The sequence below is a fragment of the Pedobacter frigiditerrae genome, assembly GCF_004331645.1.
Lineage (GTDB): Bacteria > Bacteroidota > Bacteroidia > Sphingobacteriales > Sphingobacteriaceae > Pedobacter > Pedobacter frigiditerrae.
Window position 1 is genome coordinate 554,998 of the sequence record NZ_SJSK01000001.1, and the last position, 13,759, is coordinate 568,756.

The 13,759-nt window shown below is 39.0% G+C and carries 8 protein-coding genes; 4 read left to right on the top strand and 4 right to left on the bottom strand.

Translation table 11 applies throughout. The annotated features are described in order from the left end of the window. Positions 1-3,174 carry a SusC/RagA family TonB-linked outer membrane protein gene (locus EZ428_RS02385; RefSeq protein ID WP_131551505.1) on the bottom strand — a complete coding sequence of 1,058 codons (3,174 nt, stop codon included), beginning with the start codon at positions 3,172-3,174 and terminating at the stop codon, positions 1-3. A 1,173-nt stretch (positions 3,175-4,347) separates the two neighbouring features. Between EZ428_RS02385 and EZ428_RS02390 the strand changes: the two genes are divergently transcribed. From EZ428_RS02390 to EZ428_RS02405, 4 genes are all read left to right on the top strand, one after another. Next, a complete protein-coding gene (locus EZ428_RS02390; protein ID WP_131551506.1) occupies positions 4,348-5,427 on the top strand; it encodes an endo-1,4-beta-xylanase in 1,080 nt (359 codons plus the stop codon). 24 nt (positions 5,428-5,451) lie between these two features. Continuing rightward, positions 5,452-6,300: a sialate O-acetylesterase gene (locus tag EZ428_RS02395; RefSeq protein ID WP_131551507.1), complete on the top strand. Its 849-nt coding sequence runs from the start codon at positions 5,452-5,454 to the stop codon at positions 6,298-6,300. 97 nt (positions 6,301-6,397) lie between these two features. Next, complete coding sequence (locus EZ428_RS02400) at positions 6,398-7,510, top strand: endo-1,4-beta-xylanase (RefSeq protein WP_131551508.1); 1,113 nt, start codon at positions 6,398-6,400, stop codon at positions 7,508-7,510. A gap of 42 nt (positions 7,511-7,552) precedes the next feature. After that, entirely contained in the window at positions 7,553-8,506 is a 954-nt protein-coding gene (locus tag EZ428_RS02405; RefSeq protein ID WP_131551509.1) for a glycoside hydrolase family 43 protein, read from the top strand. Between the two features lie 473 nt (positions 8,507-8,979). Here the strand turns inward: EZ428_RS02405 and EZ428_RS02410 are convergent, their stop codons facing one another. Genes EZ428_RS02410 through EZ428_RS02420 form a run of 3 tightly spaced genes read right to left on the bottom strand, consistent with a single transcriptional unit; the run spans position 8,980 to position 13,739 of the window. Beyond that, on the bottom strand, positions 8,980-9,813 hold the full coding sequence (locus EZ428_RS02410; RefSeq protein WP_131551510.1) for an alpha/beta hydrolase: 834 nt from the start codon (positions 9,811-9,813) through the stop codon (positions 8,980-8,982). Between the two features lie 10 nt (positions 9,814-9,823). Next, positions 9,824-12,316: a glycoside hydrolase family 95 protein gene (locus EZ428_RS02415; protein ID WP_131551511.1), complete on the bottom strand. Its 2,493-nt coding sequence runs from the start codon at positions 12,314-12,316 to the stop codon at positions 9,824-9,826. A 52-nt stretch (positions 12,317-12,368) separates the two neighbouring features. Continuing rightward, positions 12,369-13,739: a glycoside hydrolase family 43 protein gene (locus EZ428_RS02420; RefSeq protein ID WP_131551512.1), complete on the bottom strand. Its 1,371-nt coding sequence runs from the start codon at positions 13,737-13,739 to the stop codon at positions 12,369-12,371. Between the last annotated feature and the right edge of the window lie 20 nt (positions 13,740-13,759).

The window sequence follows — 13,759 nt, forward strand, 5'->3', positions numbered from 1 at the left end:
TTAGAAAATAAAATTAGCACCCAGGTTATATCGCTTTACAGTAGGGTAAGCTCCTTGAGATGCCCAGCCTTGTCCGCCTGCACCTTGATAGTTGGCTTCCCTATCATCAGGCATCTTGGTCCAAACATGTAGGTTGTTTCCGTTTACAAATACACGTAAACTAGATATACCCATTTTTTTAATCCAGTCTTGCCTAAATGTGTAAGCCACCTCAGCATTCTTTAGCCTTAGGTAAGATCCATCAAACATGAATCTGTCTGCCCTGAAATAATCTGCCGGGGTAGATTCCCACCTTGGCATTGGGCCATCTGGGTTTGTATTGTCTTTAGACCAGTAACTTCCCTCATCATAAGCCACTGTATTTTTTCCTGAGAAGGATCCCAATACTACTTGACGGGTAACATTATTTACACCATAAAACTGTGCAAATACGCTAAAGCCTTTCCATTCGAAACCAATGGTTGCATTGTAGGTGTTTTGTGGCGCTCCAGAATATCCAAATGGAATATTATCATTGGCATCAATTATCCCATCTCCATTGTAATCCACTATATGATAGTTTCCTGGAATTTTTTGTTGGTCATTTGCATTGTGCATGGTACTTCCATAAAGCTGATCCCAAGTATTGTAATAACCTTGGCTTACGTAAGAATAGGCTTGCCCAATCTGTTTATCAATAGGTTTCGAATAAAGTGGTAATAGTTGAGCCACATCTGCATCAATTACCTTGTTTTTGGCATGGGTATAGTTGATATTACTCCATACCGTTAGGTTTTTATTTATTTTCTTGTTAATGCGAAGATCAATTTCATAACCCCTTGACTGCACCTTACCTACGTTAAAAGTAGGCGGAGAGGCTCCATAATAACTCGGTACCGCCCTGGCTGTACCTGTTAAGATGTCGCTACGATCATCTTGGAAAAAATCAACACTTCCAGAAATCATATTTCCAAAAAAACCGAAATCTAGTGCAATATTCTTTTTCACTACTTTCTCCCAACGAACATTTGGGTTACCCACACCAGTTTCTCTATACCAGTTGTATGGACTTTGTTCGGCTGCTTCACCAGTAACACCTAGTGGTGTAGTTCCACCGAACGCCCAGTTGGTTAAAAATGCAAATCGAGGGGATCCACCATCATCTCCAATCTCTCCATACGACCCACGTAATTTAAGTGAGCTGATGAATTTTATAGGTTTCATGAAAGCCTCTTCAGAAATCATCCAGCCAAGTCCGCCAGAAGAAAAGAAATCAAAGCGGTATTCAGGACCAAATTTTTCTGATCCGTTGTAGGCACCGTTATATTCTAAGCTATATTTACCTTTGTAATTATAAGTTGTACGAAACACCCAATCTTCTCTATATGAAGGGATGATACTTCCGATAGCGCTATTATCTCTACTCCAAAGCCCCATAGCGGTAAGATTATGGTTCTGTGCAATTGTTTTTGAGTAGTTCAGTTGTAACTGAGTAAACATTCTACGATAGGTAGCGCCATCATTTACATCACCTGCTCTACTTGACCACCTTACGCTTTCACGCCATTCTAATTCGGTGGCAGCATCCTTGGTCTGCGAATAACTTACCACTCCAGTTTCAGGATCAATATATTTACTTAGCGTTCCGTTATTCCTGTCATCTATTCCACGACCAGCTTCAATAAAAGTATTATCTATAGAAAGCGTTCCTTTAACATTAAGTCCTTTAACCAATGAATTTAAACTTTGATCTAGGGTAAAATCTGTAGTGATACGAGAGGTTGTGGTTTGTTGAAGACCACTTGTAGATAAAATACGAACCGAGTTTAAGCTTTGTTGTTCGTTTGGCTTATAGAATCCCCAACTTCCGTCTGAATAAACAGGAAGATAAAGGTTTGGAGCAGCAGAATAGGCAGCTGTCCAAGTGTTATAAGGATTTACATCAATCCATGGCCTACCAGACAAACCTCTAGAGCCAGAAATATTAGCTCTTAAAGTAGTAGAAGGTGTTAATTGAAAATCTAAGTTACTTCTAACGTTTAATCTTCTAAAACTATAACCTGCACTATATCCGCGGTCGTTCTCAAATCTTCTAAAAAGATCGGCCTCATCAAGGTAGTCTACAGAAGAAAAGTATTTTACAAACGACGTGCCTCCGCTTACATTTAGATTTGCATTGTAAGACATTGCGTTATCGCGGAACAGCGTATTTACCCAATCGACATTAGGATAACGTTCTGCTTCCTCCAAATTTGCAGGAGAACGGTACTTTTGCATTACAGCTTCTGGCAGATAGGAGGTCCAAGCCCCAGGAGCAAGTGCTAGCTCGTACTCAATGGTTTTATTTCGAGCTTGAAACATGTTATACGAATCAAGTTTACCTGGCAGTTTAGAGGCTGATTTCATGGTTGTGTTGGCAGATGCCCTAATTTCTGCTTTTCCATCGCGGCCTCTTTTTGTAGTAATCAGGATAACGCCATTTGCACCTTTTACCCCAAATACAGCAGTTGCTGATGCATCTTTCAATACAGAAACTGATGCTACCGAGCTGATATCGATATTGTTCATCGATCGCTCTACGCCATCAACTAAAATAAGTGGGCTTGCATTGTTCCAAGTACTTCTACCACGAATAAGAATTTGTGGATCTTCCTCACCAGGCATACCCGTACTAGCTGTTGTAATTACACCTGGTAAATTTCCAGTTAAGGCTGCCCCTAAACTAGATACCCCACCGGTTCTTTCTAGTACTTCGCTTGTAGTTTGTGTAATTGCCCCAACTACACTTTGTTTCTTTTGCACACCGTAACCAACAACGATTACTTCGCCTAACTGGTCGGTATTGTCTTTTAATGTTACTTTAACAGTTGTTTTGCCTGCCACATTCACATCTTGGGTTTTCATACCCACGTACGCTACAGTTATGATTTGTCTGTCGGCAGTTACCTCTATAACAAATTCGCCGTTTGCATCACTTTGTGTCTTAACACTGGTACCTTTTAAGGTGATGGTTGCACCAGAAATAGGACCCTGTTCATCAACTACAGTTCCTGTTATTTTTCGTCGCTGTTGTGCCGCAGCATGATCAACCAAAAGTAAGGAAGCCATTAGTGTTAAATAAATTACGAGCAGCGCCTGCTTATACCTCCAATACTTGGAGTGCACAGCAATACCCGTTTTGGTATTTTTTTCCATTATTTAAATCGTTTAAAGAGAAATAGAACTTGGATAATTATATCAATCCGAATTTAATAGGATTATAAAAACAGAGATTTGTACCTGTTTTAGCTGGGCAGGGGCAGATTTCTCCCGCGGTTAGATAGTAGTTTTTTGTCATAGTATTAGGTTTATATTTTGGTTTTTTGATTGATTAGTTTAATGCATTTAAAAGGTTCTCATGCATTGATGTCCGCTGGGGACAGAGACGTTAACTTGGTGCTGTCATTGAGTTCGGTTCTATATGGTTTATATTTTTGGTTACAGCTAGATAAAACCATTTGAGAAGGATACGCTCTTCATCAATTTGCATATTGATTGAAGCTATTATCGTCTACACATAATTAGCAGTGCTAAGGTCAAATTCTTAACTCAAGTGCATTGCGTTCCCAAAATAATGAGAGCGATCGAATGAAATGTGTTAAGCGACTGATTCATAAACTGCTGCTAGGAAATGTTTTGGTCTATATTTAGTTTAACGAAACTAGTACAGCTACAATTTTTATGATAGCACAATTGTTCAAATTTATACCCTGTTTGTTTAAGGATGCAAAAACAGCATTTAAAGCATAATAAAAGGGGTTTTATTATAAAAATGTTCTATAATTATTGAACAAATGAGATGAAAACCTATATAAAAACTACAAATTTCGCATCCATTTTAACCAAAGTCTAACGTTCTATCTTTAAAATTAGTCGGCATCGGTTGCACGGAAGCTTAAAACTGTATAAACTCCTTCATCAAGAAAACATCGAATTATAGCCCTAAGCGTACATTTAATAATGTTACATTATTTATTCAATCGGTTGCATAGAAATACTGATATTTAAGAGTCGATAGTATTATCTACTTATTTATATATATAAAGGAGTCTGCTTTATATGGGTTTTTAAAAACTTAAGGGCGCCCAAGATTAGCATATTGCGAATCGTTCAAAACATTGGATTTATACTTATATGAAACAAAGTACTTGCCCCCCTTTTTGCTGGATAAGTATCGATAAAAACAAACAATTCATTAAAAGGGTAAATAGCTATCGCAACTTGTGTAAATGTTCAAATGTACTAGTAAAAATGATGAATTAAACCATTCGAAAAGTGTGTAGGTAGATAAATTCGCAATGTTGATTTAATTAATAAACTGACCAAAATATGAATGTGAAACTGAACAAATTACAATTAGGCATTTTACTGCTTTTTATAGGAACCTTATTAATATCAGGCGTTAAAAAAACAGATGGACTTAAAGACTATTACAAAAAATATTTCCCCATAGGAGTTGCAGTTAAACCAAGCGACCTTAGGGGCAAAGAAAAATCACTGATCCTTGAGCATTTTAATAGTATCACTGCAGAGAATGCGATGAAAATGGGCCCAATACATCCTGGTGAAAACAGGTATTTTTGGCCAATTGCTGATTCGATCGTTGAATTTGGCGTTGCGAATAAAATAAAAGTAAGAGGACATTGTTTGGTATGGCATGCACAAACACCATTCTGGCTTTTTAAAGATTCAATAGGGCAGCCAGTTTCAAAACAAGTTTTGTTAAGCAGGATGAAAAATCATATCGAAACAGTGGTATCTCGCTACCGCGGAAAAATATATGCATGGGATGTTGTAAATGAAGTGATTGCAGATGATACTAGTTACTACCGTAAATCGCAATTTCTTAAAATTGCTGGAGAGGATTTTATAGAAGAGGCCTTTAGATATGCCCACAAGGCAGACCCTAAAGCCATCTTATTTTATAATGATTACAATACTGAAAACGCTGCGAAAAGGGATAAAATTTATAAAATGCTTAAAAACTTATTGGCTAAGGGAGTGCCCATACACGGTGTAGGGTTGCAAGCTCACTGGTCGATCAATAGCCCTACTAGAGCAGAACTTGAAAAATCTATCGAAATGTTCTCTTCATTAGGTTTACAGATTCAGTTTACCGAACTGGATATTTCTGTTTATGCCGGAAGACAGGGTGGACAACTCATTACTGGCGAAAAGAGCATTCAGCCTACTACGTTTACTCCAGAGATGGAACAAAAACAACTCGAGAAATATCAAATGATTTTTGAGGTATTTAGAAAGTATAAAAAAAATATAACCGGTGTTACTTTTTGGAACCTATCAGATAAATATAGTTGGTTGGATGGCAGGGGCCGAAAAAACTACCCCTTACTTTTCGACACCGAGCTAAAGCCTAAGAAAGCCTATTACGAAGTCATCAAATTCTAAAATCAATAACCCTTATATAATAGTATGAAAAGTTTACGAGCCATTTTATTTTGCTCAGCATTGCTGTTCACAAGTTTACCTTCATTTTCACAAGACCCTGATTTTTATATCTTCCTATCTTTTGGTCAATCAAACATGGAGGGAAGTGCTGCTTTTGAAGCGCAAGACACTATCGATATAGATAAACGCTTTCAAATATTAGAGGCGGTTAATTGTGCAAACTTGAATAGAACCAAGGGCAACTGGTATACCGCAGTACCTCCTTTGGCAAGGTGCAAAACAGGGTTGGGTCCAGTAGACTATTTTGGCCGAACGTTAGTTGCCAATCTTCCAAAAAACATTAAAGTAGGTGTAATTAATGTTGCGGTTGGTGGTTGCAAAATTGAACTTTTCGATAAGGACAACTATCAATCTTACACGGTAACTGCTCCAGAATGGATGAAAGGAATGCTGAAGGAATATGATGGAAATCCTTATGGCCGCTTGGTAGAAATGGCAAAAGTTGCTCAAAAAAGTGGCGTAATCAAAGGAATTCTGATGCATCAGGGCGAATCAAATACTGGTGATAAAACGTGGCCTGACAAGGTTAAAAATGTATATCAAAATCTATTGGCAGACCTTAACCTAGACGCCAAATCTATTCCGTTACTTGCTGGCGAGGTAGTAAATGCGGATCAAGGTGGTGTTTGCGCTAGCATGAATGCCATCATTGCAACCTTGCCTCAAACCATTCCCAATTCATATGTAATTTCTTCAGCTGGTTGCCCAGACGGACCTGACAACCTTCATTTTTCTGCGGAGGGCTATCGCATGTTGGGAAAAAGATATGGCACAAAAATGTTATCCCTTTTAGGTTACCAATTGAAAGAATAAGCACATAAAGATATTTACCCACTATCCAAATCAACACTTTTCAAATGCTAGACGACCATGCATTCAATAGTTTGATGAAACCTTAGAAAGAATACCTATGAACCGACCAACTATCAGCTGTAGCTATGTTATAGCTATATTTCTCATTATAATTTTAGGGGCATGCAAAACCAAACAATCAGCCCTAAACTACCAAGATGATCCTCGTGGATTAAAAGATTTTTACAAAGACTATTTCTCTATTGGTGTTGCTGTTGGCAAAAGAAACCTAGCTGGAGAAGAAGCAATGCTCATTAAAAAACAATTTAATAGCGTTACGGCAGAGAACGACATGAAAATGGAGATGATGCAGCCTGTTGAGGGAAGATTTAATTGGTCTACAGCCGACTCAATTGTAAGTTTTGCCATGAAAAATAACATTAAAGTGAGGGGACATAACCTTTGTTGGCATGAACAAGCTCCTTCTTGGTTTTTTGTAGATAAAGATGGAAAACAAGTTAGCAAAGAAGTGCTTTTACAAAGGTTAAAAAGCCACATCGACGCAGTAGTTGGTAGATATAAAGGAAACATATATGCATGGGATGTGGTAAACGAAGCCATTGATGATGATTCGACCAAATACCTTCGTGACTCTAAGTGGTACCAAATATGTGGAGAGGATTTTATCATTAAAGCTTTTGAATATGCACATGCTGCAGATCCAGATGCAAAATTGTACTACAACGACTATAATACCGAACGTCCTGAAAAAAGAGAAAGGCTTTACAAGCTCCTCAAAAGTTTAAAGGAGAAAGGTGTTCCAATTGATGGCGTAGGGCTACAGGCACATTGGTCGATATATGAACCTACTGAAAATGAGCTGGTCACTGCAATTGAAAAGTATTCGTCTCTAGGGCTCAAGATTCAGTTTACGGAGCTTGACATTTCCGTATACCCATGGGAGAAATTTAAACGTGCAAGAGGCGCAAACGAACCTGATGAATTTACACCGGCATTGGAAGCCCAGCAAATGGCAAAGTACAAAATGGTATTTGATGTGTTTAGGAGATACAAAAATGTAATCACGAATGTTACGTTTTGGAATATTTCGGACCGTAGAACCTGGCTTGACTCTTACCCTGTTGCGGGAAGAAAAAATTATCCGCTATTGTTTGATGCTCAATTTAAGCCGAAAAAAGCTTATTGGGAAGTAATCAATTTTAAGAAGTAAAAACTATTTGCTGGTTTAAATGAATCTTAATATAGTACTGAAATGAAAAAGAATATTTTAATTGCGATATCGCTAGTATTTAGCTGTTTTTGGGCAAGCGCCCAAAACCCTATCATCAAGCACATCTTTACGGCAGATCCCGCTCCAATTGTTTACAGAGATACCGTTTTTCTATTTACTGGTCATGATACGGCGTCAGTTTCTGCAACTAATTATAAGATGCCCGATTGGCACGTTTTCTCTTCCACGGATTTAGTTAACTGGAAAGACTATGGAGCAGCCCTTTCTCCCAAAACCTTTTCATGGGCAACGGGTGATGCCTATGCTGCACAATGTATAGAGCGAGATGGCAAATTTTACTGGTTTGTGTCTACCTTCCATAAAAAGGATGATAGAAGTAATGGCGGAGCGGCTATAGGTGTTGCCGTTTCTGATCATCCTACTGGGCCTTATAAAGATGCCATTGGAAAAGCCTTGGTAATTAACGAAATGACCACAGACTTAAAACATGCTTGGGATGATATTGACCCAACGGTGATGATTGATGATGATGGACAGGCTTACATGTTCTGGGGAAATGGGAGTTGCAGATGGGTAAAGTTAAAAAAGAACATGATTGAAATGGATGGAGAGATTACCATCATCACTCCGAAAAACTATATAGAAGGACCTTGGGTATACAAAAGAAATGATCTTTATTATTTGTTATACGCAAGCAAAGGCACCAAGCCAGAGATGATTGAATATTGTACAGCTAAAAGCATTACAGGGCCCTGGACTTATCAAGGCATTATACAAGAAAACGTACCTAATAGTTTTACCACTCATCCTGGTGTGTTAGATTATAAAGGTAAATCTTATTTCTTTTATCATAACGGCTCGTTGCCAACTGGTGGAAGCTACAGACGGTCTATTTGTATTGACGAAATGTTTTATAATGCGGATGGTACGATAAAGAAAATTGTTCAAACGGCAACGGGCGTTGCCGTAAAGTAGATAAAATCAATCGATGACAAGCTATTATACAGGATAGTTAGTCCGACGCTCTTGCTTGCCTCGGCCCTTGACGGCCGAAGGGTCAAGTCCTTTTGGCTTGAACCAAAAGGACCAAAAGTTCAAGGCTGTGAATCATTACTAGGATTACGCTATCCAAACTTTTATGGGGACAGAAAAAGGTCCGAAGAAAAATCGGACTGCTTTCTGTCTTGGGTTGTGGTTTTTGTAAGGTAGTGGATAAGTTTGAATGCGTTCTCCGTCGAAATGATTCAAGGCCGTGGCGTAGTGGGTTTGGCCTGTGTGAATTTGATGGGTTGCGATTTGCTTAACCCACCATATTTGTCATTGATAGCTTGACTAGGTATCGTAATGCACGTAACGTTTTTTTTCTAACGATCTGTGTCTAAACGACCAAAAAATTCCGTTTATTTCGGCTGGTGTCTCACCAGCCGATAGGAATTCGAAACCCATACCTATTTTTTCACAAACAAGAGTTGAGAAAAAAGATACAAATCATTTTTCCAAACCTTAAAGTCGTGCTTTCCGGGTTCTTTAAAGAAAATATGTGGCACTTTATACTCAATCATGTAATCCCTGGTGCGCTCGCTAATCCCAAGTAAGCGATCTTCATCTCCACAGGAAATCCATAACAGTTTAATTTGATCTTTTGCAGTGGCAGGATTGGGTAGCAACTGATCTGGCATTTTTGTATTAGGTGCAGATGAAAAACCACCAATCCAAGCGAATGTGCCTAAATTGCCCAGTCCAAAATTTAACGATTGTCCACCTCCCATAGATAATCCAGCAAGGGCACGACTCTCTCTATTACTGATAACAGGATATTGTTTTTCTATGAAAGGGATAAGGTCGTCTAGCAAATCACGTTCGAAATTAGCAAAAGCAGCCACTTTATCTTTTGCCATGATATCTCCCGTGGCACGGTCGTTCTCCATCGCTCTTCCATTTGGCAACACGATAATCATGTCTTTTACTTTCTTCTGTGCATAAAGATTATCCATGATTCTTTCTGGCCTTCCCTGGTTTAACCATTCAAACTCATCGCCACCTATTCCATGTAATAGATAAAGCACTGGATACTTTTTTTGTTTGTTGTAGTTTGGCGGAAGATAAACCACAGCGTGACGTTTAACCCCAACGGTTTTTGAATCATAAGTAATGGTATCTAATTTACCATGGGCGATGGAAGTGTTCAATTGGTCAAATCCTTCGGGAGCTTGGCCTGTTTGAGCATTAGCTGCACCTAGGCAGATCAATAAGGCTATTACTGTAAATAGTGATTTTTTCATAACAATATATTTAGTTTTCTTTTTTATCAATGATAACATAGCTTTTTCCAGGCGTCGTCATGAAATCGTACAGCCAGGTGTCAGGGGTTTCTATCTTCAGGTCATTGATTGTTTCGGCCATTATTGCTTCTTTAATCATTGCACCCTGATTCAGTTGATTTTTATTCTGTCCAACTGCTTTTTTAACCATTTTATTTAAGGCTTGCTGGTTTAATCGAAGCCTGCAATTGCCGCCTAAAGCTGAGTAAATAACCAGTTTGGTAATTTTTTTACCTTCCCATTCTAAGTCTATCTTAAAACCTCCTCGTGCCACTAAACCTTGCACATTCCCCTTGGGCCAAGCATCAGGTAATGCGGGTAATAGATAAATGGCTCCATCATGACTCTGTATGAGCATTTCTGAGATTCCTGCAGTACAACCAAAATTACCATCTATCTGAAATGGAGGGTGTGCATCGAAGAAGTTGGGATAGGTTCCTCCAGATTGTTGGGTAACGGGCTTAATCTGATCTGTAATTAATTTATAGGCATGGTTTCCATCAAGCAATCTTGCCCACAGGTTAATTTTCCAAGCCATCGACCAACCAGTGGATACATCTCCTCTATAAAGCAGAACATTTTTAGCTGCTGCAAATAACTTAGGATTTTGAAATGGGGAAACCTGATTACTTGGGTACAAACCATATAGATGAGATACGTGTCGGTGGTTATCTGTAGGTGAATCTAAATCTTCTAGCCACTCTTGTAACTGCCCATGTTTACCAATTTTCATTGGGGGTAGCTTATCCTTGAAAAGATTTAAGCTGTCGACAAACGAATGGTCAACCTTAAGTTCTTTTGCGGCCCTTGATGTATTACTAAACAAATCAAAAACTAGCTGATTATCCATTGTTGCCCCAGAAGTTACAGAAACAGCTGTTTTGCCGTTTAAATATTCATGCTCTGGAGATACAGAAGGTGATACAACTAGCCAATTATGATCTGGATTAGTTTGGAGCGCATCCAGAAAATATTGTGATGCTGATTTCATGATTGGATAATATTTCTCCAAAAAAGCCTTATCTCCAGTGTACAAATAATGTTCCCACAAGTGTTGGCAAAGCCAGGCGTTAGCGGTTGGCCAAAGCCCCCAAAATGCACCATCTACTATCCCCGTACTACGCCAGATATCGGTATTATGATGTAACATCCATCCCCTTGCGCCATACATTTGCTTTGCTGAAGCTATACCTGTTACAGAAAGATCTTTAATCATGTTAAACAATGGGGCATTTAACTCCGAAAGCTGGGTAACTTCACTAGGCCAGTAGTTCATTTCTGTGTTGATGTTAACCGTATATTTACTATCCCAAGGCCCTTTTAGTTCGCCATTCCAAATCCCTTGTAAATTGGCAGGCTGTGAACCTGGCTGCGAAGATGAAATAAGCAGGTATCTTCCAAACTGGAAATAAAGTTCGGCCAGTTGCGGATCATTTCCATTTGCAAACTCTTGAATGCGGATATTGGTAGGCTTTGCCATTGCTTTAGAAGTTCCAAGATCAAGCTTAACACGATTGAAATAATTCTTGTAAAACGTGCGATGCGTGGCCAATAATTCTTCTACATTTTCAAGATGTCCATTATTGAGCGTATTTAATGCTCGAGCAAGTGGATCTGCCGATAGGTCCTTATAATTAACAAAATTAGTGGCGATGGCTAGGAAAATGATTGCTGTATCTGCGTTTTCAATCACAATACCTGAACTGTCTACACGAGAAAGACCTCCTATTGTTTTTGCTCTTGCTACTACATTGAACTGTACTTTACCTTTCTGATTCTCATGGTCGCTTCCTTTTCCATAAAGTATTAAATCTTTATCCTTAGCGTACATTTTCTGCGCAAGCGGACTTTGTAGCTTTGCTTTAAAATTAATTGAATTGCGATGGTCTGCAGTTAACCTGGCTACCAATACGTTTTTGGTGAATGAAGTAAAATACTCCCTTTTAAACCTTATCCCATTAACTGTATAGCTAACTGTTGCAATTGCGTTTTCGATATCTAGGTCTCTATGATATTTTTCTGCACGTTCATGACCGGGGAAATCAATATATAGGTTACCCGCCAATTGATATGGCATTCCGCTATTGCCTTTTGGCCCCAGTTTTTGGTTTGCCAAGGTTTGCGCTTCTACATACTTTTTTTGGTTCAATAAACTCCTAACCTCATTGATAGCTGTTTTCGCTGCCGTATCAACATTGTTGTTTGGTCCACCGCCCCAAATAGTCGTCTCATTTAGTTGAAGTCTTTCTTGTTGTATTCCTCCAAAAACCATTGCCCCTAAAAAACCATTACCTATAGGAAGTGCTTCATTCCAGTTTGCGCTGGGTTCATTATACATTAGTTTATACCTTGTACTCCCTACAGGTTTAGAGAAGTATGGTTTTTCTTGTGCGAAGGAAAACGAGCCACCACTTAAAAGGCCAATCAGCCAACAATTCAGGAACAGCTTAAGAGTTGTATTCATTACTTTAAATTCTTGATCTACTTTGTGTACAATTTATCTGCTATGATTGGATTTATTTTGCTTTCAACTGCCACCAGTCGAAGTCAAAAAGATTTTCTTTGCCTCCTTTAAATACCAGATATACATCGTGTTTTCCTTTTATCTCTTTAAGGTTACAAGCTATCGTTTTCCAGGCTTTACTTGCGCCATTGCTTTTCACATTCAGGGTGCCTAATAAGATTCCAGCCTTATCATCGATTCTTATCTCAATACGTCCACCCGAAACAGCCGCAATATTCGCTTCGAATTTTTTGGCGCTTTTACCAAAATCTACCCCACGTACTTTGATGAAATCATTATCATTAATATTGGTAACATACATTTGGTTTGTGCTATTATCCTTTAGTGTGTTAACGCCCTCTGACCAATTAATGGTTTCTGCCTCAATACGGTTGAACGGATTAAATGAACCTACTTGGTTAACTCCGGTCTCAGACCACCAAGGCACTTCAGTAATTGTTCCGTCTGGATTGTATTTCAGTTCTTCTATACATACAGACCGTCTTTCGTGATGTAGATCCGCAAGCATAAAGTTTAGACGAAAATTGAAACCAAAAACATAAGATTTGCCTTTGTAATCAATTATTCCTGGATGATTGCCGCTCGATTTTCCGTTTGGTTTCATGATGTATCCTTTGTATTCCCAAGGACCGGTTGCGCTGTTGCTCATGGCATATCCGATGCCTTCTGGGCAGCAGGTAGAGGCATAACTCATGTAATAGTGGCCGTTTCGCTTGTAAGCCCAAGGCCCCTCCTGATAATGGTATACATCTGGGGTGGTTTGGCCTTTTGCCTTACCTACTTCTGGAACTTTGACAATCTCCCCAGAATAGGAGATCATGTCTTTGTTCAACTTCACATACCATAAGCTTGGGTTGCCCCAATATAGGTAAGCCTGCCCATCATCGTCAATAAACACACTAGGATCAATAGTGCTCCAAATATCATCACCTCCAACTAGTTTTTTACCTAAAGGATCTTTAAATGGCCCATAAGGGCTATCGGCCACTAATACGCCGATTCCACTTCCCTGCACGGTGCAATACAAGTAAAACTTGCCATTTCGCTCTATGCATTGATGTGCCCATGCTCCGTTATCTTGTCTTCCCCAGCTAAAGCTTTTTAAAGAAGCGACTACACCACGATCAGTCCAATTTACCATATCGGTTGAAGTGTACAAAAGCCAGTCTTTCATCAAGAATTTCCCCATTCCTGGGCCTGCATTATTCTCATCATGTGTGGTATAAAGATAAACTGTATCCTTATGTACCAATGGGGCTGGATCTGCAGTAAATTTTGTCTGGATAATGGGGTTCTGAGCCATTGCAGATAGCGATAATGCAAGTATCATTAAAGCAGAAAGCTTGCTGATTCTATTTTTCATTCTTTTTTTATAATCTTGAA

What these genes read in the sequence shown, in the direction of transcription:
- EZ428_RS02390 (WP_131551506.1), top strand. Translation starts at nt 4,348, where the DNA reads ATGAATGTGAAACTGAACAAATTACAATTAGGCATTTTACTGCTTTTT.
- EZ428_RS02420 (WP_131551512.1), bottom strand. Translation starts at nt 13,739, where the DNA reads ATGAAAAATAGAATCAGCAAGCTTTCTGCTTTAATGATACTTGCATTA.
- EZ428_RS02410 (WP_131551510.1), bottom strand. Translation starts at nt 9,813, where the DNA reads ATGAAAAAATCACTATTTACAGTAATAGCCTTATTGATCTGCCTAGGT.
- EZ428_RS02385 (WP_131551505.1), bottom strand. Translation starts at nt 3,174, where the DNA reads ATGGAAAAAAATACCAAAACGGGTATTGCTGTGCACTCCAAGTATTGG.
- EZ428_RS02415 (WP_131551511.1), bottom strand. Translation starts at nt 12,316, where the DNA reads ATGAATACAACTCTTAAGCTGTTCCTGAATTGTTGGCTGATTGGCCTT.
- EZ428_RS02400 (WP_131551508.1), top strand. Translation starts at nt 6,398, where the DNA reads ATGAACCGACCAACTATCAGCTGTAGCTATGTTATAGCTATATTTCTC.
- EZ428_RS02395 (WP_131551507.1), top strand. Translation starts at nt 5,452, where the DNA reads ATGAAAAGTTTACGAGCCATTTTATTTTGCTCAGCATTGCTGTTCACA.
- EZ428_RS02405 (WP_131551509.1), top strand. Translation starts at nt 7,553, where the DNA reads ATGAAAAAGAATATTTTAATTGCGATATCGCTAGTATTTAGCTGTTTT.